A 23,557-nucleotide genomic window follows, 5' to 3' on the forward strand; every position below is an offset into this window, starting at 1 on the left:
GACGCCATCGCGCACGTACGGAGGAGCTGGCATGCCTGAACCGATCGAGGTCGGACTCGTCTCGTACACCCTCTCCGCGGACTACTACGCCAACGTGGGCGGGGACTTCGACACGGAGGCGGTCGACGATGCGATCCTCGCCAGGCTGAACGAGCTGGTTCCGTCCGGCGTGGTCGTGCACCGCAACGGGAAGGTGTTCGCCGATCCCGACGTCGCCGACATGGCACGCGAACTCGACTGGCGGCACCTGCTCAGCCGGATCGACGTCGACCAGATCCTCGCCGACCACGGTCGCTGATCCGCGGTCGTCAGCTGCCGACGACGTCGAGCACGCCGACGAGCGGAGCCGGCAGCCGGTCGAGCGGCATCGCCTCGACGACGTCGCCGGCGAACCAGGTCTTGCGCCGCCTGCGGTGCCGGCGAAGCGCCGGAGCTGCGCGGCGACCGGGCGATCGCGCTGGGCCGGCTGCCGCTGGAACCGGCGGAAGCGGTCGAGGTCCCGGTGGCTCGCCAGCACCTCCTCGATCACGACGGTGCCCGCCGCCCGGATCAGCTCGTCCTCCAGGTCGAGGGAGCACGCGAAGAACCCGGCGACCTCGAGTTCGGCGAGGGATGACGCCCCCCGACGTCCCGAGTCGGCGAGCATCCGCATCACGGTGGCGGCCTCGCCCACGTCGAAGAGGCCGAGCACGCGCGGCGGCGCGGGCACGGAGTCGAGCTCGGCGAGGTGCCGACGCAGGTTGGTGATGCCGTCGAGCACCACGAGGCGCGTACCCACCGCCTCGAGGTCGTGGCCGAGCCGCCGCGCCGCCGCGGCGAGCGCGCGTCGATCGCTCTCGCCCTCCACGAGCACGACGGTGCGCTCGGCGCCGTCCGTGGGTCCCGCCATGGCACGACCCTAACCCGACCGTGGACACGGTGCCGGGCTGGGGGTATGCTCGCCTCCGGACCGCGCCACGCGGCAACCGGATCGCCGAGGGAAGGGAGAGAACGATGAACGCCGTCATCGTCGTGCGCATCGCAGACACCCTTCCCTGTGAGGCCGCCCGCCCGTAGCCGTCAAGGCCGGTGCTTCGGTGGCCTCCGCGACCTCGGAGAACCACCGTGACCTTCCTCTCGTCATTCGACGATTCATCCGGCGCGCCCCTCGGCGCGCCCTCCGCCCTCGTCTTCCAGGCCGTGGAGCCCGGCGAGGGCCAGCGCTGGTCGACCTGGCCGGCGACCATCCCGACCGAGCGCGGCCCCGAGCCGCGTCCCGACTGGCTCGTCACCTCCGCCGCGGCGATCGACACCGAACTCGGCGTCGTGAAGACCGGCAAGGAGGCGAACCTCCACCTCATCGAGCGGGCGATCCCGGATGTCCCGCCCGACGTGCCGGGCAACCGCGTGCTGCTCGCCGCCAAGCGGTACCGCACGAGCGAGCACTCGGACTTCCACCGCTCGGCGATCTACACCGAGGGTCGCGGACTGCGCCGCACCCGCGACGTGCGCGCGGTCGCGAAGGGCACGTCGTTCGGTCGCGCCGTCGCCCGCGTGCAGTGGGCGAATGCCGAGTTCGACGCGCTGACCCGGCTCACCGAGCTCGGGGCATCCGTGCCGTACCCCGTGCAGGTGCACGGCACCGAGGTGCTCATGGAGTTCATCGGCGACGGCCGGGTCGCCGCGCCGCGGCTCGCCCAGGTGCGGGCGGATGCCGCGGAGCTCCGCGACCTCTTCCACCAGGTGGCCGACTTCATGCGGCTCCTCGCCCGGGGCGGTCTCGCGCACGGCGACCTCTCGCCGTACAACCTGCTCGTGCACCACGGACGGGTGGTGGCGATCGACCTTCCGCAGGTCGTGGATCTCGTGTCGAACCCGCAGGGCTTCGACCTGCTGCACCGCGATTGCGTGAACGTGTGCGACTGGTTCACGCGGCAGCGGCTGGAGTGCGACGCCGAGGAGTTGTTCGGCGAGCTCGTCGGAGAGGTGGGGTTCTGACGCGGCGCTCCGCCGCAAGGGGTTCCCGGATCCCACGGAGTCGACCTACGCTGCCGGGCGTGCGGTTGGTGACGTGGAACGTGCTGTGGCGATTCGAGCCCGACTGGCGAGCGCGCGAGCGCGGCATCCTCGCGACGCTCGAGCGGCTGCGGCCCGACGTCGTGGGGATCCAGGAATGCTGGGGGCTGCCGGGCCGCTCGCAGGCGCACGTCATCGCCGACCGCCTCGGGATGCACGCGGGGTTCGTCGCCCCCTCGTTGCCGCCCGTGCCGGAACCGCCCGAGCATCCCGATCAGGCGGGCGTGCTCATGGGCGTCGGCCTCGTGAGCCGGCACCCCATCGAGGCGCTCTCCGAGCACGTGCTGCCGGTGAGCCATCGACAGGTGGCGCCGGTCGCCCTCCAGGCGCGCATCGAGCATGCCGGGACGCCGTTCGACGTGATCGTGGCGGCGACCGAGTGGGAGCCGGCGTTCGCCGACGACCATCTCGCGCAGACGCGGCGCCTGGCCGAGCTGATGGCGGAGGACGCGACGGTGCCGCGGTTCCTCCTCGCCGACCTGAACTGCGACGCGACCCAGCCGGAGTTCGCGCCGCTGGCCGCCGTGGCCGACGACACCTGGGACCTCGGCGGTGGCGACCCCGACGCAGTGACGCTCAGCTCGGCGGTGCCGTTCGCGCCCCTCGAGGCGACGAAGGAGATCGACCGGCGCGTCGACCACGTGCTCGCGCGCCGGGGCGCAGGAGTCGTCGTCGACTCGGCGTTCACCGTCGACGCCCCGGTGGGCGGGCGCTTCCCGTCCGACCACTTCCCGGTCGTGGCCGACGTGCGCCTCGGCTCCCGATCGGGCTAGAGCGGGCGGCCGAGCGGCACCACGCGCTGCGTCGTGCCGTGGGCGAGGGGGGTGAGCATCGCGGCGAGCGACGCTCGCCGGTGCCCGTACTTCGCCCGCAGCGCCTCGTCGACGGCGGCCTCGAGCGGGTCGGCCCCGTCGATCACCTGGAGCTCGACGGCGCGGATGCCGGCGGGCGTCTCGAACCCGACGCCGGGATTCCTCGTGGCCCGGCGGAACCACTTCGCGTCGTGCCCGTACTCCGAGCGGATGAAGCTCGCGCCGTCGACGTCGACCGCCCAGATCGGGGTGGCGATCGTGCGGCCGTCGCGGGTCGTGGTGACGATGCGCACCACGTCGGTGACGCGCAGGAACTCGGTGAGGTCGTCGTCGGTGGCCATGGTCGAGTCAAGCAGGCGACGGGCGGATGCCGCGAGCCCCCGTTCGCCTGAGCGGGCCGCTACCGTCGCGGCATCCGCTGGCGTTACAGTGTGCCGAGATCAGCGCCGATCCACCGGGGATGTCGGGCCGCTCGCGGCACGTCATCTTCCGTTCAACCCGAGCGAACGAGGCTTCCGCCATGACCCTTCCCCCCGAGCCCCCGGCTGACGCGCCGCGCAACTTCCCGCCGTCGCACCTCACGCCCGCCGACGGCGCCGCTGCCACCATCGGCGTGGCGCCCGAGCAGGTCGAGGCGGTCTCGGAGGCGGGAGCCCGCAGGGGCCGGATCCTCGCGTGGGGCCTCTGGGACTGGGGCTCGGCGGCCTTCAACGCCGTCGTCACGACCTTCGTGTTCACGGTGTACCTGACGAGCGAGTCGTTCGGGCCGACCGGCACGGTCGAGGCGCAGCTGGGCTGGGCGCTGGCGATCGCGGGGCTCCTCATCGCGGTGCTCGCGCCGATCACGGGCCAGCGCTCCGACACGAGCGGGCGGCGCAAGCTCTGGCTCGCGGTGAACACCTACATCGTCGTGGCCCTCACCCTCGCGATGTTCTTCGTGCTGCCGGCGCCCGAGTACCTGCTGCTCGGCCTGTTCCTCGTGGCTGCGGGCAACGTGTTCTTCGAGTTCGCCGGCGTGAACTACAACGCGATGCTCGTGCAGGTGTCGACGCCGCGCTCGATCGGCAAGGTGTCGGGCTTCGGCTGGGGCATGGGCTACGTGGGCGGCATCGTGCTGCTGCTCATCGTGTACTTCGGCTTCATCCAGCCCGAGGTCGGCCTGTTCGGCGTGACGGGCGACGAAGGCCTCGACGTGCGCGTCACCATGGTCGTCTCGGCGATCTGGTTCGGCCTGTTCGCGCTGCCCGTGCTGCTGGCGGTGCCCGAGTACCGCAACCCCGCCGCGATCGACCGCGGCAAGGTCGGCTTCTTCGCCTCCTACGCGCGGCTCGGCCGCGACATCGCCCGGCTCTGGAAGGAGCAGCGCGACACGGTGTGGTTCCTGCTCGCGAGCGCCGTGTTCCGCGACGGGCTCGCGGGGGTCTTCACCTTCGGCGGCGTGCTCGCGGCATCCGTGTTCGGGTTCTCGGCCGGCGAGGTCATCATCTTCGCCATCGCCGCGAACGTCGTGGCGGGCATCTCGACGATCGCGGTCGGCGCGCTCGACGACCGGCTCGGGGCGAAGCCGGTGATCATCACCGCCCTCGTCGGGCTCGTGATCAGCGGCCTCGTCATCTTCCTCCTGCACGACGGCGGGCAGCTCGTGTTCTGGACCGCGGGCCTCGCGCTGTGCCTGTTCGTGGGCCCGGCGCAGTCGGCCAGCCGCACGTTCCTCGCGCGGCTCATCCCGCCGGGTCGCGAAGGCGAGGTGTTCGGGCTCTACGCCACCACTGGTCGCGCGGTGAGCTTCCTCGCTCCGACGGCGTTCGCGCTGTTCGTCACGATCGGCGGTGCCCCGTACTTCGGCATCCTCGGCATCGTGCTGGTGATCGCGCTGGGGCTCGTGCTGCTCATCCCGGTGAAGGCAGCGCCCGTGCGACGGTAGGCGCGGGGTCGCCGCATCGGATCAGCCCTTCCGCAGCCGCTCCACGAGCTCGTCGATCGTGCGGCCGAGGATGCGCGGCATGTCGATGGCGTCGGGCTCGAGGAGCCACTGCACCTGCAGCCCGTCCATCATGGCGATGAGGGCGGATGCCGCGTCGGCGAGCTCCTGCTCGTCGGTGCTGCCCGACACCTCGGCCAGCACGCCCGCGATCTTCGCCCTGAGGCCGTGGAACCGCCCCTGGAAGTAGTCGTGGGCGGGGTGCCCGTCGGTCACCGACTCGCCCGAGAGCACCGAGTACGCCTGCACGACGCCGCGCCGGTGGGTGTTCTCCTCGACGGTGTCGACGAGGTGCTGCAGGAAGGCGGGGCCCTCGGTCTGCGCACGCGCGGGCACGCCGGCGACCTCCTCGCCGTCGCGGTACTTCAGCATCGCGACGAGCAGGCCCTCCTTGCTGCCGAAGTGGTGCAGCACGCCCGCGTGCGTCATGCCGGCCTGCTCGGCCACCTCGACGAGCGCGCCCTTGTTGTAGCCGCGGGCGCCGAAGACGTTCATCGCCGCCTTCAGCACCGCCTCGCGCCGCTCGGTCGTCCTGGCCTGGGGGCGCTGCACGCGTTCGGCGGCGGGCCTGCCGCGCGTGTCGTCTCGCGCTGTCTCCACCACGGGTTCCTTTCTGTGCGGCTCGCCGCCGCGGCATCCGCTGCGTTTGCCGGATGTGCCGACGACGTTCGCGAGTCGAGTGCAGCACTCGCGTCATGGGCCCGTCAGCGACCGGACACGACGTTACCGAACCGTGACATTCTCCAACTTACTTACAAGTCAGTAAGTGTGCCAGCATGTCCCTCGTCACTCAACGACGAGCTGTGAATGGAGTATAGGCGTGAGCCCAACGACGACCGCCACCGGCGCCCCCGACTCGAACGGGTCACTGGCCGGCACCGAGACGATCGCCCCGTCGACGCCCCTCGACCCCGCCGCCGTCGCCGCCTCGCTCCCCCTCGACGAGAAGGTCGCGCTGCTCACCGGCGCCGCCACCTGGACGCTCCGCGCGATCCCCGAGATCGGCCTGCGCACGATGACGGTGTCCGACGGTCCGATCGGGGTGCGCGGCACCGGCGACGACGGCCGGCCGTCGGCGCAGCTCCCCGCGCCGTCGGCGACCGCCGCCACGTGGGACGTCGAGCTGCAGGCCCGGCTCGGTGCGCTGATGGCCAGCGAGGCCCGGCGCAAGGCCGTCGACGTGATCCTCGCGCCCGTGGTCAATCTGCAGCGCAGCCCGGTGGGCGGTCGCCACTTCGAGTGCCTGTCGGAGGACCCGTTCCTCACCGCGCGCCTCGCGGTCGCCTTCGTCCGGGCCATCCAGGAGCAGGGCATCGCCGCCTGCGTCAAGCACTTCGTCGGCAACGAGACCGAGACCGACCGCACCGAGTACCTCTCGCGCATCGACGAGCGCACGCTCCGCGAGGTCTACCTGGCGCCCTTCGAGGCCGTCGTCGAGGCGGGGGTGTGGACCATCATGGCCGCCTACAACGGCCTCACCCGCGACGGCGTCGCCGAGACCGCCACGGCGCACGGCCCGCTGCTGAACGGGATCCTCAAGGGCGAGTGGGGCTACGACGGCATCGTGGTGAGCGACTGGCTGGCCACGAAGACCGCGGTCGAGCCGGCGCTCGGCGGCCTCGACCTCGTGATGCCGGGCCCCGGCGGCCCGTGGGCCGAGGGACTCCTCGCCGCGGTGCGCGACGGCCGCGTGCCCGAGGCGGTCATCGACGACAAGGTCGCCCGCATCATGCGGCTCGCCGGGCGCGTCGGCGCGCTCAGCGGCCTCGCCGGCGAGACGCTGCCCTACGACATGAGCGGCGCCACCGACGACCCCGCCGGCGACGAGGTCGTCGACCTCCTCACCGAGGCCGCCGCCCGCTCCACCGTCGTGCTCCGCAACGAGGACGCACTGCTGCCGATCCACCCGGCCCCGCGCGGGCGCATCGCCCTCATCGGCAACAACGCGGTGGAGCCGTTCACCCAGGGCGGCGGCAGCGCGTTCGTCACGCCCCCGCACGTGAGCGCACCGCTCGACGCGCTGCGCGCCGCATTCCCCGGGGCCGAGGTCTCGCTGCACCGCGGCGGCGTCACCACCGTCGGTGCGCCGCTCGCCGTGGCGGAGCTGCTCACCACGCCCGACGGCGAGCCGGGCATCCGCATCGACCTCCTCGACGCCCACGGCACGACCGTCGAGTCGATGCAGCTCCCGGATGCCGCGAGCCTCTGGTTCCCCGTGCACGACGACGCCGTGGCATCCGCTCGCGTGATGACCGACGTCTCGCTCGAACACGCCGGCCGGCACGTCGTCGAACTCGGTCCCGTCGGGGCCCACCGCATCGTGGTCGACGGCGTCCTCCGCTCGGAGTCCGAGCAGCGGGTCGGCGTCGAGGTCGTGCTGAACTCGAGCTACAGCAACCCGCCGAGCGTCGAGACGGTGATCGACGTCGAGGCCGCGCGCGCCGTGCGCGTCGACGCCGAGGTGCAGGTCATCGACGGCGAGTCCTACGGCCGATTCGTCCGGCTGCACTTCCGGTACCGCGCGCCGGGACCCTCGGTCGACGAGGAGCTCGACGAGGCCGTGGCGGCGGCCGCGGCATCCGAGGTCGCCGTGGTCGTCGTCGGCACCAACCCCGAGAGCGAGTCCGAGGGCTGGGACCGACCGAACCTCGCACTCCCCGCGCGGCAGGACGAGCTGGTGCGACGGGTGGCCGCGGCGAATCCCCGCACCGTCGTCGTCGTCAACGCCGGCGCGCCCGTGCTGCTGCCGTGGCTCGAGGACGTGGCCGCCGTGCTCTGGTGGTGGCTGCCCGGGCAGGAGGCGGGCCGATCGCTCGCCGCCGTCCTCAGCGGCGCGATCGAGCCGAGCGGGCGGCTCCCCTGGACGCTGCCCGCCCGGGAGGAGGACGTGCCCGTGCCGCACGGCATCCCGGTCGACGGCGTGATCGACTACGTCGAGGGACTCGACGTCGGCCACCGCGGCTGGGACCGCCTCGGGCGCACGCCGGCGCGCGAGTTCGGGTTCGGGCTCGGGTATGCCGAGTGGGAGTACCGCTCGCTCGAGCTCGTCGACGGGGCATCCGGCGACGAAGCCGGGGCCGCACCCCTCGCCATCGCCCGCGTCACCATCGCGAACGTCGCCGCCCGCGACGGCCGCGAGGTCGTGCAGCTGTACCTCTCCGCCGCCGATGACGACGTGCGGCCCATCCGCTGGCTCGCCGGCTTCGCCGTCGTCGACGTGTGCGCCGGCGACACCGCCACGGTCGACATCCGGCTCGAACGCCGATCCTTCGAGACCTGGTCGACGGATGCCGCCGGCTGGACCCTGCCCGATGGCGCCTACCGCGTGCACGTCGGCCGCTCATCACGAGACCTCCGCCTCGAGACCGCCTACACGATCCCGGGCTGAGCACCACAGGAACCACGCACCAACCCACACACACGAAATGCAAGGAGGCATGGAAATGCGAAAGAGCATCCTCGCCACAGGCGCCCTACTGGTCGCCGCCGGCTTGGCTTTCACGGGGTGCAGCGCAGGCAGCGGCGGGGGCGGTGACACGAGCGCGAAGGTCCTGACCGTCGGCATGCCGAACGGCCCGCAGCAGCCGAACCACAACCCGCTCGCAACCGGCTCCGCCTCCCTCTCGCTGGGCTACGCGTACGCCGTGTACGAGTCGCTCATGCAGGTCAACGAGATCGACCCCACCCAGGACCCGCTGCCATGGCTCGCCGAGTCCGTCGAGTGGAACGCCGACTCGACGCAGGCGGTCATCACCGCCCGCGACGGCGTGAAGTGGTCGGACGGCGAGGACTTCACCGCCGAGGACATCGCCTTCTCCATCCAGCTCCGCAAGGACAACCCCGAGCTGAACATCGACTTCCCCGATCAGTACGGCGACATCACCGTCGACGGCAATCAGGTCACCGTCGACTTCACGACCGGGCAGTACGTCAACCAGGTGAAGCTCTACAAGCTCCTCATCGTGCCCGAGCACCTCTGGGCCGACCAGGATCCGGTGAACTGGACCGACGACGAGATGATCGGCACCGGCCCGTACACGCTGAAGTCGTTCACGCCGCAGGCCGTCACCCTCGTGCCCAACGTGGACTACTGGGGCGGCAAGCCCACGGTCGGGCAGCTGCGCTACGACGCGTTCAACGACAACGCCGGCCTGACCACGGCGCTCACCACCGGCGACGCGCAGTGGGGCTGGACCTTCATCCCCGACTACGAGTCGACGTTCATCGCCAAGAACCCCGAGCACTACGCACAGGTCGCCGGCGGCGGGTTCGGCGTCGACGTGCTCTACCTGAACAACGAGACGAAGCCGTTCGACAACGTCGCGTTCCGCACCGCGCTGAACATGGTCGTCGACCGCGGCGACATCTCGCAGACCGCCGGCTACGGCGTCTGGCCCGAGATCACGAGCGTGACCGGCCTCCCGCAGCCATCGGGCGACGCGTTCATCTCCGACGCCTACCAAGGCCAGGAGCTCGAGGTCGACGTCGACGGCGCCAAGAAGGTGCTGACGGACGCCGGGTACACCTACCAGGGCGAGAAGCTGATCGACCCCGACGGCGAGCCGGTGACGTTCACGCTCACGAACCCGAGCGGCTGGACCGACTACCTCGACGCGCTCGGCATCATCGCCGAGGGTGCGGCCTCGATCGGCGCCGAGGCGACCGTCGAGCCGATCGTGCAGGACACGTGGTTCAACGACACCATCCCCTTCGGCAACTTCCAGGCGTCGCTGCACTGGACCGACGGCGGCTCCACCCCGTGGAACATGTACTCGAACATCATGGACGGCGCCTCATACGTGCCGCTCGGCGAGACGGCCAACTGGAACTTCGGCCGCTACCGGAACGACGAGGTTACCCAGGCGCTCGCGACCTACAAGGCCGCCACGAGCGACGAGGAGCGCCAGGCCGCGCTCGACGTCGTCGAGCAGCGGTTCGTCGAGGACGTGCCCGGCATCATCATCTGGTCGCGTCCGGCGGTGGCGCAGTACTCCACGGTGAACTACACCGGCTTCCCCACCGCCGAGGACCCCTACGCCAACCCGCAGCCCACGGGCCCGCAGGCGGCGCTGATCCTCTCGAAGCTGAAGCCCACCGAGTAGTCCGAGGCGACCGAGGAGTACGCTCCTGAGCCGGTGCGGTGCACCCGCCGCACCGCACCGGCTCCGCAGCGCACCGGCTTCCCACCGGCTCCGCACCGGCTCCTCCGCACCGCTCCGGCTCCCACCCACGAGGACGTGACGATGACCCGACCCGAGTCCCCCGTGCTGCAGGCCGTCGACCTGCAGAAGCACTTCAAGCTGCGCGGCTCCCGATCGCGCGGCGTCGTCCACGCCGTCGACGACGTGGACCTCGAGCTCCACCGCGGCCGCGTGCTCGCCCTCGTCGGCGAGTCGGGCTCGGGCAAGTCGACCATCGCGCGCCTGCTCGCCCAGCTCATGCCGGCCACCGGCGGGCGCATCCTGCTGCACGGCGAGGATGCCACGGCCCGCGGCCGAACCGCGTTCCGCCGCTACGTGGGCCGGGTGCAGATGATCTTCCAGGACCCGTTCGGCTCGCTGAACCCGGTGCACACCGTGCGGTACACGCTCACGCGCAGCATCCGGATCCACCGCGGGCGCCGCCGGGGCGCCGTCCTCGAGGAGGCCCTCGACGAGCTGCTCGACCGCGTGCAGCTCACCCCCTCGGCGCGTTACATCGACAAGTTCCCGCACGAGCTGTCGGGCGGCCAGCGCCAACGCGTGGCCATCGCCCGGGCACTGGCGGCCGATCCCGAGGTGCTCCTGGCCGACGAGCCGATCTCGATGCTCGACGTGTCGATCCGCCTCGGCATCCTGAACCTGCTGCAGGACCTGCGCGACCGCCTGCAGCTCGCGATCCTCTACATCACGCACGACATCGCGTCGGCCCGGTACTTCGCCGACCGCACCATGGTCATGTACGCCGGACGCATCGTCGAGAGCGGCGACTCCGAGTCGGTGACGCAGGACCCGAAGCATCCGTACACCCAGCTCCTCGTGCGATCGGCACCCGACCCCGACGACCTCGAGGCGCGCGCGCACGGTGCGCGCGGCGAGGCGCCGAGCCTGGTGAATCCCCCGAGCGGATGCCGCTTCAACCCGCGCTGCCCGTTCGCGACCGAGCTGTGCCGCATCGAGGTGCCCCCGCTCATCCCGGTGGGAGAGGGGCGCGAGGCGGCGTGCTGGGGGTACTCGGACCGACCCGACCGTCCCGAGCTGGGTTCCGCCGTCGAGGCCTTCGCGAGGAAGGGGGAACGCGAATGAGGTTCTTCCTGCGCCGGTTCATGTTCTACGTGATCACCTTCTGGGCTGCGGTCACGATCAACTTCCTCATCCCGCGCCTCCTCCCCGGCGACCCGGTGAGCGCGCTGATCGCCAAGAACCAGGGGCGCATCTCGCCCGACGCGACTGAGGCGCTCCGCGCGCTCTTCGGCCTCGACCAGGACGTGTCGCTCTGGCAGCAGTACCTCGACTACTGGGGGCTGATCCTGCACGGCGAGCTCGGCATCTCGTTCACATACTTCCCGACCCCGGTGACCGAGGTCATCCAGCAGGCGCTGCCGTGGACGATCGGGCTCGTCGGCATCGCGACGATCATCAGCTTCACGATCGGCACGCTCATCGGCACCGGCATCGGCTGGCGCCGCGGCACCTGGGCTGACTCGCTCCTGCCGATCTCGACGTTCTTCTCGTCGGTGCCCTACTTCTGGCTCGCCCTCATCGCCATCTCGCTGTTCTCGGTGACGCTCGGCTGGTTCCCGGCGAGCGGCAGCTACGACCGGTCGCTCATCCCGACGTGGTCGTGGGAGTTCGTGGGGTCGGTGATCTACTACGGCTTCCTGCCAGCGATGACCATCGTCATCTCGTCGATCGCGGGCTGGATCCTCGGGATGCGCAACATGATGGTCACCGTCTCGTCCGAGGACTACGTCACCGTCGCCCAGGCCAAGGGCCTCTCGGAGCGCGCCGTCATGTTCGGCTACGCCGCCCGCAACGCGGTGCTGCCGCAGGTGTCGAGCTTCGCGCTGTCGCTCGGGTTCATCGTGGGCGGCACCCTCGTCATGGAGATCGTGTTCTCGTACCAGGGCATCGGGTACTTCCTGTTCACGGCGGTGGCCGCGAAGGACTACCCGCTGATGCAGGGCATCTTCCTCGTCATCACGCTCGCGGTGCTGTTCGCGAACATCGTGGCGGACTTCGTCTACGGGGTGCTCGACCCGCGCACCCGACAGGAGGGTTGAGATGACGATCGACACCAGCATCGTCGAGGAGGGCGAGGAGCTCGCCCGCCCGTCGCAGGCGCCCGAAACGGGCGTCGTCTCGTCGGCGCCCCGCCGATCGTCGCGCGAGCCGCGGAAGTTCCTCTTCCTGCGCAACTCGAAGGCGATCGCCGGCATGGTGATCCTGGCATTCTTCTTCCTCATCGCCATCATCGGCCCGTGGATCGCGCCCTACGACCCGAGTGCCCGCAGCGACGACATCCTGCAGCCGCCGTCGTGGGAGCACTGGTTCGGCACCACGCACCTCGGGCAGGACGTGTTCTCGCAGATCCTCGTCGGCACGCGCGGCGTCATCGTCGTCGGCTTCGTCGCCGGCATCGTCGCGACCACCATCGGCGTGATCATCGGCGTCACGGCCGGTTACGTCGGCGGGCTCGGCGATGAGACCCTCTCCGTGATCGCGAACGTGTTCCTCGTGATCCCCCAGCTGCCGCTGATCATCCTCATCGCCGGGCAGCTGCCCACCGTCGGCGGCGTCACCGTCGCCCTCGTGATCGCGATCACCGGCTGGGCGTGGGGTGCCAGGGTGCTGCGAGCCCAGACGCTGTCGCTGCGACGACGCGACTTCGTCGAGGCGGCTCGTGCGAGCGGCGAGCGCACCTGGCGCATCATCACGGCCGAGATCCTGCCGAACCTCACGGCCATCATCGCCGCCGGCTTCGTCGGCACGGTCGCGTTCGCGGTGCTCTCGCTCATCACGCTGTCGTTCATCGGCATCGGCAACACGGGAGAGTGGAACTGGGGCACCGTGCTCTACCAGGCGCAGTCGCAGCTCGCGCTCCAGCGCGGCGCCTGGTGGTGGTTCGTGCCGGCCGGCCTCTGCATCGCCCTGCTCGGGATGTCGCTGACGCTCATCAACTTCGGCATCGACGAGTTCGTCAACCCGCGCCTGCGCTCGACCGGCCTCAACGCGAAGTCGCTGCGCAAGCGAGGCATCCGACCCCGCATCGGCTTCACGCCGGTCGTGTACGAGGCGAAGGAGGACCGCGCATGACCATCACGAGTCCGTTCGGGCAGCCGTTCGGAGACCCGCTCGGGCTTCCGCTCGGTCAGCCCGACGTGCGCACGCCCGCGCTCACGCCCGTGAGCGACCCGGTGCTCGAGATCAGGAACCTCTCGGTCGACTACGGCTACGACGGCGACCCGGTGCACGTGCTGCGCCAGGTGTCGCTCACCCTGGAGCGCGGCGAGGTGCTCGGCCTCGCCGGCGAATCCGGCTGCGGCAAGTCCACCCTCGCCTACGCGGCGACCCGGCTGCTGCCGCCGCCCGGGCTCATCACCGGCGGCGAGGTGCTCTTCACCGACCGCGACGGCACGACGACCGACATCCTGCGGCTGAACGACGCGCAGCTGCGCGCCTCGCGGTGGCAGGACCTCGCGATCGTGTTCCAGGGCGCGATGAACTCGCTGAACCCGGTGTTCCGCGTCGGGCGGCAGATCGCCGACGGCATCCGCGCGCACCGGCCCGAGGTGTCGCAGAAGGAGGCACTCGAACGTTCGGCCGAGCTGCTCGAGCTCGTGGGCATCTCGCCCGATCGGCTGCGGTCCTACCCGCACCAGCTCTCGGGGGGCATGCGGCAGCGCGTGATGATCGCCATGGCGCTCGCGCTCGACCCGCAGGTGCTCATCATGGACGAGCCCACGACCGCGCTCGACGTGGTCATGCAGCGGCAGATCGTCGAGCAGATCGCCGACCTCCGTGATCGGCTCGGCTTCTCGGTGATCTTCATCACGCACGACGTGTCGCTGCTCATCGAGATCGCCGATCGCATCGCGATCATGTACGCGGGCGAGATCGTCGAGGATGCGGCCGCGCGCGACGTCTACCAGCGCCCGCGGCATCCGTACTCGTCGGCGCTGCTGCACTCGTTCCCGCCGCTGCGCGGGCCGCGTCGTGAGCTGACCGGCATCCCGGGCTCGCCGCCCGACCTGTCGAAGCTCGGGGGCGGATGTCCCTTCCGCGATCGGTGCGCGTTCGCGTTCGACGCCTGCTCGAAGGTGAACCCCGAGCTCGTGTTCCCTGACGTGCCCGGCGACGACCCCCGCCGCTCGGTGGCCTGCCTGCGCCACGACCCCGCCGCCGTGCGCGCCGTCGGCGAGCAGCCCCTGCCCGTTCCGCCCGAGCTCTCTGCGCGCTGAGACGGCTCAGCCGCGGCCCCAGGCCTCCGCGAACCGCGTGAGCAGCCGCGCGAACTCCGCGCGCTCGGCGGGGGTGAAGTCGGCGAGCGCACGCTCGACCGCGGTGCGCCGGTGGTCGATCACGGCCGAGAGCGCGGCCCGCCCCGCGTCGGTGATCGCGAGGATGCTGCGCCGGGCATCTGCGGGGTCGACCTCGCGTCGCACGTGGCCCGCGTCGACGGCCGCCTGCACGAGGCGGCTGGCGCGCGGCTGGTCGACGCCGATCGCGCCGGCAAGGTCGCTCACCGAGCTCGGCCCGTGGTTGGCGAGCACGACGAGCAGCCGCATCGCGGCGTGGCCTCCCCGCCCGCCCGGGCCACCGTGTCCGCCGTGATGACCGCGCCCGCCGTGCTCGTGGTGGGCCCGGTGGGCCTGGTCGCCGAACGGGCCGCCGTGCAGGCCGTGCCCCCCGGGCGGTCCGCCCCAGCCACCCGGTCCGCGGCCGAACGCACCCGGCCCGGCGCCGAACGGCCCCGGCCCGAACGGCCCGCCCGGCCCGCGCCCGCGGAACGCTCCGAGGGCCGCCTCGACGGCGGCGATGGGATCGCCGGCCCGCTCGTCGTCGCGATCGGACTCGTCGGAGTCGTCGGAACCTGAGGATTCGCCGGGACCGTCTTGACGAGGCGGGGTCATACATGTCATTGTACATATACATGTCAGTTGACATGCAACTCGAACACCGCGCAACGCGCGCCGGGCGCCCGGAGGGGCGCACCGAGAAAGGCACACCATGACCACCGATCAGACCGACCCAGACCAGCCCGACCGCTCCGACGAGGAACGGCCCGGAGCATACGCCGGCACCGACCGGCCCTTCGGCTTCTGGCTCAAGCTCGTCGACCGTCGCCTCTCCGAGGAGATGGAGACGCTCTTCGCCGCCGACGGGATCACCCGCCGCGACTGGCGGATGCTCAACCTCCTCGCGGGCGAAGCTCGCGACGAGCGGCTCGCGGAAGGGCTCCGCGCGAAGCCCCACTCCCTGCACCGCCTCGCCGAGCGCGGCTGGATCACGGGCGCGCCGCCCGTGCTCACCGACGCCGGCCGTGAGGCCCGCGACCGCCTCGAAGGCCAGGTGAGCGCGCTCCGCGAGCGCGTCGCCGGCGCCGTCCCAGCGGAGGACTTCGCGACGATGCTGCGAAGCCTCGAGGCGATCGCCCGCGAGCTCGGCTGGGACGAGTCGCACCCGATGCCCCGTGGCCGCCGCGGCGGTCGTCGCCACGGCTTCGGCCAGTGGCGCGGCGCCGGGATGCGCCACGGATTCGGGCGCGGCCACGGATTCGAGGGCGCCGAGGCCGCGCAGCCGTTCGGCTCGCACGGCTTCCACCCGCACGCCGGGTTCGGGCCTCGTCCGGGCTTCGGCCCGCAGCATGGCCGGCAGGACGTCCACGTCCACGTGCACCTGCACGATGACGACCGGCACGACGGCCGCGGCCGTCGTCACCGCGGCCGGCCGCACCCCGAGGCCTGACGCCTCGGATCCGGAGCCGGGAGCGCTCGACCCGGTCGCTCCCGGCTCCGCCGCGCGCGGGCGGCTCGGCGACGCCGTCGGGCCCTCGGCACCACGGCCCGTCGACCGACGGTCTCACCCGCGATCCCGCCCCGCTCAGGGACGACGGACGGCGAATCCCAGGTACGACAGGCCCAGCGACCTGACCCGGCCGAAATCGAGCCTGCGGCTCAGCTCCCCGTAACTGATCCGGCCGCGCCGGGCGTGGCGCAAGGCGGTGAGGATGGCGGGCACGCTCGCGCGCGGCGCGAGCCCCGCCAGCTCCACGACGTCCAGCCCGTGCCGGGCGAGGGTCGTCCGGAGCTCCTCTGGCGGGATGAACATCGACCACTCGTGGATCGCGGTGTCCATGATGCGCGTCAGGCGCCACTCCTGCATGGCCTTGATGGCGATCACCCGGCTCCGCCACGTGCGATTGATCGTGTCGAAGAGGTAGAGCCCGCCGGGCCTGAGCACCCGCGCCGTCTCGGCGACGACGCGGTCGAGGTCGCGCACGTGCTCCAGCACGTCGCAGCAGGTCGCGAGGTCGAAGGCGGCATCCGCGAACGGGAGCTCCTCGCCCGGGCCCACCAGGTACGCGATGCCGAGGCCGCGCTGCGCCGCGTGGGCACGGGCCGCCTCGATCGCGACCCGCGAGGGATCGATCCCGGTCACGCCGAAGCCCAGTGCCGCGAGCTCCTCGGCGATGAAGCCGGCGCCGCATCCGATGTCGAGCGCCCGGCCCCCGGCCACGCCCCGTCGCTCGAGGACCTCGCGGAAGAACGCCATGCGCCCCGGCGTGCAGCTGCCGTGGAGCATGTTCAGCGGGTTGTCCTCGTTCCACCAGCTCGCTCCGAGCCGGTCGTAGACGTCGTTGTCGATCGGCATGCGTCCCCGCGCCCGCCCGGCCTACACCTCGCTCGCGCCGCGGGCGTTGTAGACGACGGCGTCGGATGCGCCGAACGCGCGGAACACGTCGATCGCCTCGTCGTGCCCGATGCCGACCGAGACGCGGATGCCGCGCCGCTCGAACTCCCCGATCCAGTCCTCGGGCATCGGCCCCTCGTCGAACCCGGTGAGCTCCTCGACCTCGGCGCCCTCGCCCGCGATGGTCAACGCCCGCACCCCCGACCACATCGTCGCGCCGTAGCACATCACGCACGGGCGCCAATTGACCACCAGCTCGAGTTCGGTGTCGTCGGCACCCAGGTCCCATCGACCGAGCGCCCGCTGCGCGAGGCTGAGCGCCATCACCTCGGCGTGCACCGAGCTCAGCCGGGTCGCGAGCACGACGTTGACCCCCACCGAGACGAGGGCACCGGATGCCGCGTCGACCACGATCGCCGCGAACGGACCCCCGTTGCCCGCCCGCCAGTTGCGGTCGGCCAGGCGGTTCACGAGCCGGATCCGTTCCTCGGCGGTCCCGGGCGGTGGCCCCTCGGCGAGCGCCGGCAGCTCCTCGATCAGCCACGGCGGCAGCGAAGCGGTGAACGTGGAGGCGAGCGCTGCGTCCATGCGACCCATTCTGCCGCGCCTGGACCTCCCCTGCGTTCGGTAATCTGACGGCGGACCACAAACGGCGTGCGAGCACGCGACAACCGAGCGAGAGGCCGGCGCTAAATCCGTGACGATGACCCTCAAGGCCAAGCAGCGGCACCGGCGACGCCGGCGAGCAGTGGCCTACGTCGCGATCGCCGCCGGCTGGGCGGCATCCATCTGGCTCAGCACCCTCCTGGTCGCGCCGCCGTGGCTGCACGCGCTCGCGCTCTTCGTGCACCTCGCCTCGCTCATCATCGGGTTCGGCGCGGTGCTGATGGTCGAGTGGTACGGCATCCTCTGGATGACGGAGTGGCGCTCGGTGCGCGACCTGCGCCAGGTCGACCTCACACTGAAGCTGCCGATCTGGGCCGGACTGATCGGCCTGCTCGCCAGCGGCGCCCTGCTCCACCCCGACCTGTCGTCGCCGGCGACACTCGTCAAGCTGGGCGCCGTGCTCGTGCTCTCGCTCAACGGCGTCGCACTCACCCGCTGGACGATGTACTTCGCCGGGTTCCCGCGCAAGATGCGGTTCAAGGCCCTGCCGAAACGCGCCCGCGCACGATTCATCGGGAGCGCGATCATCTCCCAGATCGCATGGTGGACCGCCGTGATCATCGGCATGGTGAACGCGACATCGTGATCGCGGCGCGACGGCGACGAGGGTGCGTACGGTCAGGTCGCGCACGGCATCCTCACGGCATTCGCCAAGGTGGACCCTTGGGTCTGCTCAGGTCCTCGATATATGCTCGCCTTCGTCCCTACCCCCCATCCGAGGACCGAACGTTGCCCATCGCATCCGTTTGTCGCGCGACCGGCTCGCCGCATGCGGTGCTCGGTGACCCCTCGGTCCGCGGCCTCCGCACGGGAGCGAGCGCGTGAGCGCCGGGGGTCCCGCACCGCGGCGCGCACAGCGTCGGGAGCGCGAGCAGCGCCGCCGTCGTTCGCGCACACGATGGATCGTGATCGCGGGCGCACTCGTGCTCGTGCTCCTCGCGGGCGGCACGGCGACGGCACTGATGCTCACCAGCCAGGACTCGTCCGATGACGCCGGCGGCGCCACCGAGACGCCCGTGGCCGCCGAGCCGGTGGTGTTCGCCGAGGACGAGCCGGCCGCAGCGGCCGGCGCCGCCCCCTGCACGACCGTGACCGTGCTCTCATCGCTCGAGAACTCCGAGATGGTCTCCCGGCTCGTCGACGGCTACAACGGCCAGCCGCGCGACGTCGACGGCAAGTGCGTGAGCGTCGTCGCGACGAAGGACAAGTCCGGACTCGCCGCCGAGGACGCGGCCGCCAACTTCCAGGCGCTCCCCGAGGACCAGCGTCCGACCGTGTGGATCCCCGACGCGAGCTCGTGGATCGGGATCGCCCGCAACACCGGCGGCGGGGCCAGCGTGCCCGCCGAGAGCGCGAGCGTGGGGTCGTCCGACATCGTGCTCGCCATGCCCAAGGGGCTCGCGACGGCGATCGGCTGGGACCAGGAGTCCCCCACGTGGGACGAGGTCTTCGCGGCATCCGAGGACGAGAACGCCTGGACCGACCTCGGTCACCCCGAGTGGGGCACGTTCAAGCTGGGCAAGACCAGCCCGCTCATCGCCAGCTCCGGTGAGGCGGCGCTGCTCGCCTCGTACGGTTCCGCCGCGGGCTCGCTGGCCGACCTCACGGCCGACCAGATCGAGGACGCCGAGGTCACCGACGAGGTCCGGCAGCACGAGCTCTCGACGAGCCACTACATGGCGACCCCCGAGCACTTCCTCTGGCACGCCCGCCAGTCGGAGGACGCCGGGTCGGTGTCGGACTTCCTCTCCGCCGTCATCGTCGACGAGAAGTCGGTGTGGGACTACAACCGCGGCATCACGAGCCGCGACGGCGTCACGCGGGTGCAGAGCGATCCTCCCGAGGAGCAGCTCGTGCCGATCTACCCGAGCGACGGCTACTACGAGGCCGACAATCCCGCGGTGGTCATGACCGGCACCTGGGTCGACGACGACGAGGCCGCGGCCGGCCAGGACTTCCTGCGCTACACGGCCACCAAGCAGGGCCAGCAGATCGTCCGTGAATCGGGGTACCGCGACCTCAACGGCGAGCTCGACCCGCTCGTGGCGGAGGTCGGGGCGCTCTCGACGGACCAGACGGGCGCGCTGCCCTTCCCGAGCGCCCGGGTCATCCGCGCGTCCCACGAGGCGTTCCCCGAGGTGCGCAAGCGCGCCGAGGTACTGTTCCTCGTCGACGTCTCGGGTTCGATGGAGGAGCCGATCACAGGCGGCAAGACCAAGCTCGCCGCCGCGAAGGACGCGATCACGCAGGCACTGGGTCACTTCACGCCGGGCGACAACGTCGGACTCGCCGCATTCTCGGCCGTCGACGACGGCCCGATCACCCCGGGCCTCGTGAGTCCCGTGGCCGACATCGGCACCGAGCGCGCCGGCTTCCTGAAGGCGCTCGGAGCCCTGAAGCCCATCGAGTTCACGCCGCTCTACTCGGCCGTCGACACCTTCGTGCAGGAACGCTCCAACGACTGGCAGGCCGACCGCATCAATGCGATCGTGCTGCTGAGCGACGGCAAGAACGAGACGCTGACGCCCACGATCACCGCCGATCAGATGATCGGGAACCTCAAGGGCCACCACGACCACAACCCGGTGCTCGTCTTCACGCTCGCCTACGGTGCCGACGCCGACGTGGCGACGCTCCAGTCGATCTCGAGCGCGACCGGCGCCCACTACTACGACGCGACCGACCCGACCAAGGTCGGCGACGTGCTCGGGGACCTCGTCACGAGCTTCTGAGATCCCGTCGCCCCGGTCGCCCCTCGCGAGCGACGTGCATCGCGTGAGACGGATGCCGCGTGAGACCACGGATGCCGCGCGGCCCTCGCTGCGCGGCATCCGTGCTCGGATTCCTAGCGGATCACCCTGACCACGACCGACGCGGTGGTGACGTTGCCGGCCTCGTCGGTCGCCGAGTACACGAGCGTGTACACGGCGCCGAGGATGGCCCGCATCCGGAACTCGGTGTCGGAGACGATCTGGACCTCGCCGAGGCCGGCGGCCGCCGTCGCCGAGACCAGGTCGACCGACACCGGGCCGCCGGAGTCATCGGTGGCGACGACCTCCACCGACACGGCGCGCAGCTTCTTGTTGGGCGGGAAGATCGCGTCGGGCGACGCGGAGAGCGCGAGCTCGGGAGCCGTCGTGTCGGGCGGCGTGAGGTCGAGTCCCACGACCACCGGGTCGTGGTCGCTCGAGCGGTAGGGGTCGGGCGCCCAGAGGGCGAACTGCGACGCCGACTTGAACTCGCGGTTGTAGTCGTACAGCGCCGACTCGTCGGAGTTGATCGTCCACGCCCCGGCCCCGGTCACGTCGTCGGCCAGGTCGGTGCCCGCCATCGCGTAGTCGAGGTACCCGAGTTCGCCGTCGAAGTTGTACGAGTAGGCGTGCTCGCCGTGCTCACGGAGCTCGAGGTCGGTGTAGCCTGCGGTCCGCAGCGCATCGATCGGGTCCTCGTGGTCGTACGAGTTCAGGTCGCCGATGATCAGCTCGCGGCCGACGGTGCCCTGGCGGGTCGGGTCGCCCTGGAGCCACTCGGCCAGTGCCTCGGCGGCGGCGACGCGGGTCAGGTTGCAGTTGCCCTGGCCGTCGCCGGTATCGGGGTCTCCGAGCGCGTCGCAGTCCGAGCCCTTCGACTTCAGGTGGTTGACGACGACGGTCACCTCGCCGCCGACCTCGAGGTCGGTGAACGTCTGCGCGAGGGCCGGCCGGTTGTTCGCCGCGAAGTCGGGGTCGACGGTCGAGTCGAGCACCGCGAAGGGCCCGACGGGGGCCACCTCGGCCGGCTGGTAGATCAGTGCCGTCGTGATGGCATCCGTGCCGAGCTTCGGCGTGTGGAGCGCCGCATACCTCCCGGGCGTGGTCGCCGCGTTGAGGGCCCCGACGAGTGCGTCGAGGGCGACGCCGGCGTTGTTCTCGATCTCGATGAGCCCGAAGACGTCGGCGTCGATCGCGGCGAGGGCCGCGACGATCTTCGCCTCCTGGCGGTCGAACTCCTCCTGGTCGTTCGCGCCGCGCTGGTCGCCGGGGACGTTCGGCTGGTCGAGCGTCGTGAAGTAGTTCAGCACGTTGAAGCTCGCGACCGTCGTCGTGCCGCCGACCTCGGGCACCGCGGGACGCGGGTTGGCGGAGACGTCGGCGCCCTGCGTGGGCTGGATGCGCCAGACGTCGAACCTCCAGTCGAGGATGCCGGTCGCGTTCGTCACGAGGTCGCCGCTGCGCACGCTGTTGTCCCGGGTGAACGCCCCGCCGTTCGGGTGGCGGAGGGGATCCGGATTCTGGACGCCCCGTCCGTCGTCGAGCCAGATCCGCTCCTCGAGCTGCTTCGCGATGAGCGCCGTGCGCTCGGGCGAGCCGGGCTCGACGACCGCGGTCGGCTGGAACTGGCGGCCGAGGCCGAGCGACAGCTCGCCGAACCGGGGGTACGTGAACAGGTCGAGGACCGCGAGCGACTGCGGGAGGACCACGCGCGTGCCCTCGAGCGACTCGCGGAGCTCGTCGGTGGCGGGCATCTGCAGGGCGACCGGCTGCGGCAGCGCGGCGCCGGAGGCGCACACGTCGGCGTCGCCGACGGTGATCTCGGTCAGCCCGTTGAACTCGCTCACCGCCCCGCGGACGTGCACCACATCGCCGGCGGACACGTCGAGGCCGTCGGGCGAGTAGACGAAGATGCCGTCGGACGTGGCGGAGTCGCCATCCCCGCCGTCCTGCACGTAATAGCCGTTCAGGGCACCCCCACCCTGGAAGTCGCCGGTCACCACACCCTCGACGTCGACGGTCGACCCGGCGACCGTCGAGGCCGGGCCGGATCCCTGCACCGACCCGATCGTCACGACCTCCGCCTCGCACAGGTCCTCGACGACCTCGACGAGCGCGTTCGCCGCACCCGGGGTGTTGAGAGCCTCGCCGAGCACCGGCGTGCCGGTGAGGTCGGGGAGTCCGGCGAGGTCGAAGTCGTTGCGCACCCAGTCGGCCGGCGAGCCGGTGTCGGTGCCATCGGGGATGCGAGACGCGCCACCGGGAGCGTGGTCGCCGAACGTGCCGTCGCCCGCGTCGAGCACGGTGCCGCCGTAGGTCACATCGCTCGGAGCGCCGTCCCAGACCGCGACGGCGTCGACGACGTCGAACGCGTGGCCCGGGTCGAGCACACCGTCGTCCTCAACGTCGAGGTCGTCGCCGACGGCTCCGGTGAAGCCGTTCACGACGAGCAACGAGATGCTCCCGTCCTCGAGGGTGCCGGCTGCCAGCTCCACGAGGTACCGTCCGTCGGCGTCGGCGGTTCCGAGCGCGATCACCTCGTCGACGGTGCCGATGGCCGAACCGGCATCGCCCTCCACCTCGAGCACCACGGAGCCCGACAGGTCGGCGCCGGCGTCCTCGAGCAGTTCGAGGTACTCGACGTCGGGGTCGACCGTGTCCGCCGAGAACTCGTTGATGATCGGGGTCGGGGGATCGGGGACGGTACCGTCGCAGTCCGAGGTGTGGGCACCGAGCCCGTCGAAGGCGTCCTGGGCGAATCCGATCCATTCCGCAGCCGGGTCGAACGAGTCGGAGGGATTCGAGTCACCCGCGCATACCGTCGCCACACGACGCAGGGTGTTGTCAGCGGTCGAGGTGAGCCCGGTGCCCCACTCGGTGCCCGGGTCCACACCGAGCTGACCGATCGAATCGACGACGGTGTCGCCGCGCAGGAGCATGATCGCGTCATCGCCGTTGAAGAAGCTCGTCGTGCTCGTCTGGTCGGCCGCAGCGAGGACGTTGGGGCCCGCCGTCGACTGGGCGAGCACGTGCACGCCCCCCGCGGCGACCGTGCCGGTGAGGGGGATGTTCGCGACGCTCGTGCCGCCGTTGAACGACATGCGCACCGAATACGCGCCCGCCGTGAGATCGACCGACCCGGATGTCGGATTCGCGATCTCCAGCGCCTTGTTGAACGAGCTGCCCTCGATGTACTCGGAGATGAGCAGCTCGGTGGGCGCGGCCGCCACCGCGGCAGAGGGGGCCGTCGCCAAGCCGGCGGTGGCGAGCGCCGCCGTGACGACGGTGACGGTGAGGCGGCGGACGGACCGGTGCATGGCGGCTCCCTGCTTCGCGCCCGGGTGCCGTTCGGATCCCCGGATCGCGGTCAGACTATGCGAGCCATCGGATGCGGCGGAAGGG

19 protein-coding genes and 1 pseudogene are annotated in these 23,557 nt (G+C 71.4%); 13 read left to right on the plus strand and 7 right to left on the minus strand.

The features are described 5' to 3' along the window. Positions 1–31 precede the first annotated feature (31 nt). Positions 32–298 carry a hypothetical protein gene (locus EV187_RS16490; RefSeq protein WP_130354182.1) on the plus strand — a complete coding sequence of 89 codons (267 nt, stop codon included), beginning with the start codon at positions 32–34 and terminating at the stop codon, positions 296–298. Positions 299–727: 429 nt separating this feature from the next. On the opposite strand, the pseudogene EV187_RS18965 reads toward EV187_RS16490, so the two are convergent. Beyond that, positions 728–889: pseudogene (locus tag EV187_RS18965) on the minus strand (TOPRIM nucleotidyl transferase/hydrolase domain-containing protein); the annotation flags it as partial. A gap of 215 nt (positions 890–1,104) precedes the next feature. Here EV187_RS18965 and EV187_RS16495 point away from each other — a divergent pair. Both EV187_RS16495 and EV187_RS16500 read left to right on the plus strand, forming a co-directional pair. Then, positions 1,105–1,977: a serine protein kinase RIO gene (locus EV187_RS16495; RefSeq protein WP_130354183.1), complete on the plus strand. Its 873-nt coding sequence runs from the start codon at positions 1,105–1,107 to the stop codon at positions 1,975–1,977. A 59-nt stretch (positions 1,978–2,036) separates the two neighbouring features. After that, a complete protein-coding gene (locus tag EV187_RS16500) occupies positions 2,037–2,828 on the plus strand; it encodes an endonuclease/exonuclease/phosphatase family protein (RefSeq protein WP_165391240.1) in 792 nt (263 codons plus the stop codon). On the opposite strand, the gene EV187_RS16505 is transcribed toward EV187_RS16500, so the two are convergent. Beyond that, entirely contained in the window at positions 2,825–3,208 is a 384-nt protein-coding gene (locus tag EV187_RS16505; protein ID WP_130354185.1) for a DUF2255 family protein, read from the minus strand. The genes EV187_RS16500 and EV187_RS16505 overlap by 4 nt on opposite strands. 179 nt (positions 3,209–3,387) lie before the next feature. Here EV187_RS16505 and EV187_RS16510 point away from each other — a divergent pair, with 179 nt between their 5' ends. Then, complete coding sequence (locus tag EV187_RS16510; RefSeq protein WP_130354186.1) at positions 3,388–4,791, plus strand: MFS transporter; 1,404 nt, start codon at positions 3,388–3,390, stop codon at positions 4,789–4,791. A gap of 21 nt (positions 4,792–4,812) precedes the next feature. Here the strand turns inward: EV187_RS16510 and EV187_RS16515 are convergent, their stop codons facing one another. Continuing rightward, positions 4,813–5,448, minus strand: coding sequence for a TetR/AcrR family transcriptional regulator (locus tag EV187_RS16515; RefSeq protein WP_130354187.1), 636 nt, complete (start codon positions 5,446–5,448; stop codon positions 4,813–4,815). A 220-nt stretch (positions 5,449–5,668) separates the two neighbouring features. Here EV187_RS16515 and EV187_RS16520 point away from each other — a divergent pair, with 220 nt between their 5' ends. From EV187_RS16520 to EV187_RS16545, 6 genes are all read left to right on the plus strand, one after another. Continuing rightward, positions 5,669–8,236 (plus strand): beta-glucosidase family protein, encoded by a 2,568-nt coding sequence (locus tag EV187_RS16520; protein ID WP_242609667.1) that lies wholly within the window; start codon positions 5,669–5,671, stop codon positions 8,234–8,236. 55 nt (positions 8,237–8,291) lie between these two features. Continuing rightward, complete coding sequence (locus EV187_RS16525) at positions 8,292–9,950, plus strand: ABC transporter substrate-binding protein (protein ID WP_242609668.1); 1,659 nt, start codon at positions 8,292–8,294, stop codon at positions 9,948–9,950. Between the two features lie 141 nt (positions 9,951–10,091). Beyond that, on the plus strand, positions 10,092–11,132 hold the full coding sequence (locus tag EV187_RS16530; protein WP_130354189.1) for an ABC transporter ATP-binding protein: 1,041 nt from the start codon (positions 10,092–10,094) through the stop codon (positions 11,130–11,132). Next, a complete protein-coding gene (locus EV187_RS16535; RefSeq protein WP_130354190.1) occupies positions 11,129–12,109 on the plus strand; it encodes an ABC transporter permease in 981 nt (326 codons plus the stop codon). The genes EV187_RS16530 and EV187_RS16535 overlap by 4 nt, the downstream gene beginning before the upstream one ends. A 1-nt stretch (position 12,110) precedes the next feature. Continuing rightward, positions 12,111–13,142, plus strand: a complete 1,032-nt coding sequence (locus EV187_RS16540; protein ID WP_130354191.1) for an ABC transporter permease — start codon at positions 12,111–12,113, stop codon at positions 13,140–13,142. Continuing rightward, complete coding sequence (locus EV187_RS16545) at positions 13,139–14,287, plus strand: ABC transporter ATP-binding protein (RefSeq protein WP_207221875.1); 1,149 nt, start codon at positions 13,139–13,141, stop codon at positions 14,285–14,287. Before EV187_RS16540 ends, EV187_RS16545 begins: the two co-directional genes overlap by 4 nt. A 6-nt stretch (positions 14,288–14,293) precedes the next feature. Here EV187_RS16545 and EV187_RS18820 read toward each other — a convergent pair whose 3' ends face one another. Beyond that, entirely contained in the window at positions 14,294–14,959 is a 666-nt protein-coding gene (locus EV187_RS18820) for a MarR family winged helix-turn-helix transcriptional regulator (RefSeq protein WP_242609669.1), read from the minus strand. A gap of 97 nt (positions 14,960–15,056) precedes the next feature. On the opposite strand from EV187_RS18820, the gene EV187_RS16555 reads away from it, so the two are divergent. Beyond that, a complete protein-coding gene (locus EV187_RS16555) occupies positions 15,057–15,794 on the plus strand; it encodes a MarR family winged helix-turn-helix transcriptional regulator (protein ID WP_130354192.1) in 738 nt (245 codons plus the stop codon). A gap of 135 nt (positions 15,795–15,929) precedes the next feature. Here the strand turns inward: EV187_RS16555 and ubiG are convergent, their stop codons facing one another. Continuing rightward, on the minus strand, positions 15,930–16,700 hold the full coding sequence (gene ubiG / locus EV187_RS16560) for a bifunctional 2-polyprenyl-6-hydroxyphenol methylase/3-demethylubiquinol 3-O-methyltransferase UbiG (RefSeq protein WP_130354193.1): 771 nt from the start codon (positions 16,698–16,700) through the stop codon (positions 15,930–15,932). Between the two features lie 21 nt (positions 16,701–16,721). Beyond that, positions 16,722–17,327 carry a nucleoside deaminase gene (locus tag EV187_RS16565; RefSeq protein ID WP_130354194.1) on the minus strand — a complete coding sequence of 202 codons (606 nt, stop codon included), beginning with the start codon at positions 17,325–17,327 and terminating at the stop codon, positions 16,722–16,724. Between the two features lie 109 nt (positions 17,328–17,436). Between EV187_RS16565 and EV187_RS16570 the strand changes: the two genes are divergently transcribed. Continuing rightward, positions 17,437–17,991 (plus strand): hypothetical protein, encoded by a 555-nt coding sequence (locus EV187_RS16570; protein ID WP_130354195.1) that lies wholly within the window; start codon positions 17,437–17,439, stop codon positions 17,989–17,991. 319 nt (positions 17,992–18,310) lie between these two features. Then, the gene (locus EV187_RS16575) at positions 18,311–20,137 is read left to right on the plus strand and encodes a vWA domain-containing protein (protein ID WP_242609670.1); all 1,827 of its coding nucleotides are present in this window, start codon (positions 18,311–18,313) and stop codon (positions 20,135–20,137) included. Between the two features lie 113 nt (positions 20,138–20,250). Here the strand turns inward: EV187_RS16575 and EV187_RS16580 are convergent, their stop codons facing one another. Next, positions 20,251–23,472, minus strand: coding sequence for an ExeM/NucH family extracellular endonuclease (locus EV187_RS16580; protein WP_130354197.1), 3,222 nt, complete (start codon positions 23,470–23,472; stop codon positions 20,251–20,253). Positions 23,473–23,557 lie beyond the last annotated feature (85 nt).

The organism is Agromyces ramosus, from assembly GCF_004216665.1.
Taxonomy (GTDB): Bacteria; Actinomycetota; Actinomycetes; order Actinomycetales; family Microbacteriaceae; genus Agromyces; species Agromyces ramosus.

Bases quoted from the DNA above. Each gene is read 5' to 3' on its own strand.
- EV187_RS16490 (WP_130354182.1), top strand. From the start codon at position 32: ATGCCTGAACCGATCGAGGTCGGACTCGTCTCGTACACCCTCTCCGCG.
- EV187_RS16565 (WP_130354194.1), bottom strand. From the start codon at position 17,327: ATGGACGCAGCGCTCGCCTCCACGTTCACCGCTTCGCTGCCGCCGTGG.
- EV187_RS16505 (WP_130354185.1), bottom strand. From the start codon at position 3,208: ATGGCCACCGACGACGACCTCACCGAGTTCCTGCGCGTCACCGACGTG.
- EV187_RS16525 (WP_242609668.1), top strand. From the start codon at position 8,292: ATGCGAAAGAGCATCCTCGCCACAGGCGCCCTACTGGTCGCCGCCGGC.
- EV187_RS16540 (WP_130354191.1), top strand. From the start codon at position 12,111: ATGACGATCGACACCAGCATCGTCGAGGAGGGCGAGGAGCTCGCCCGC.
- EV187_RS16580 (WP_130354197.1), bottom strand. From the start codon at position 23,472: ATGCACCGGTCCGTCCGCCGCCTCACCGTCACCGTCGTCACGGCGGCG.
- EV187_RS16555 (WP_130354192.1), top strand. From the start codon at position 15,057: ATGACCACCGATCAGACCGACCCAGACCAGCCCGACCGCTCCGACGAG.
- EV187_RS16510 (WP_130354186.1), top strand. From the start codon at position 3,388: ATGACCCTTCCCCCCGAGCCCCCGGCTGACGCGCCGCGCAACTTCCCG.
- EV187_RS18820 (WP_242609669.1), bottom strand. From the start codon at position 14,959: ATGACCCCGCCTCGTCAAGACGGTCCCGGCGAATCCTCAGGTTCCGAC.
- ubiG (WP_130354193.1), bottom strand. From the start codon at position 16,700: ATGCCGATCGACAACGACGTCTACGACCGGCTCGGAGCGAGCTGGTGG.
- EV187_RS16530 (WP_130354189.1), top strand. From the start codon at position 10,092: ATGACCCGACCCGAGTCCCCCGTGCTGCAGGCCGTCGACCTGCAGAAG.
- EV187_RS16535 (WP_130354190.1), top strand. From the start codon at position 11,129: ATGAGGTTCTTCCTGCGCCGGTTCATGTTCTACGTGATCACCTTCTGG.
- EV187_RS16545 (WP_207221875.1), top strand. From the start codon at position 13,139: ATGACCATCACGAGTCCGTTCGGGCAGCCGTTCGGAGACCCGCTCGGG.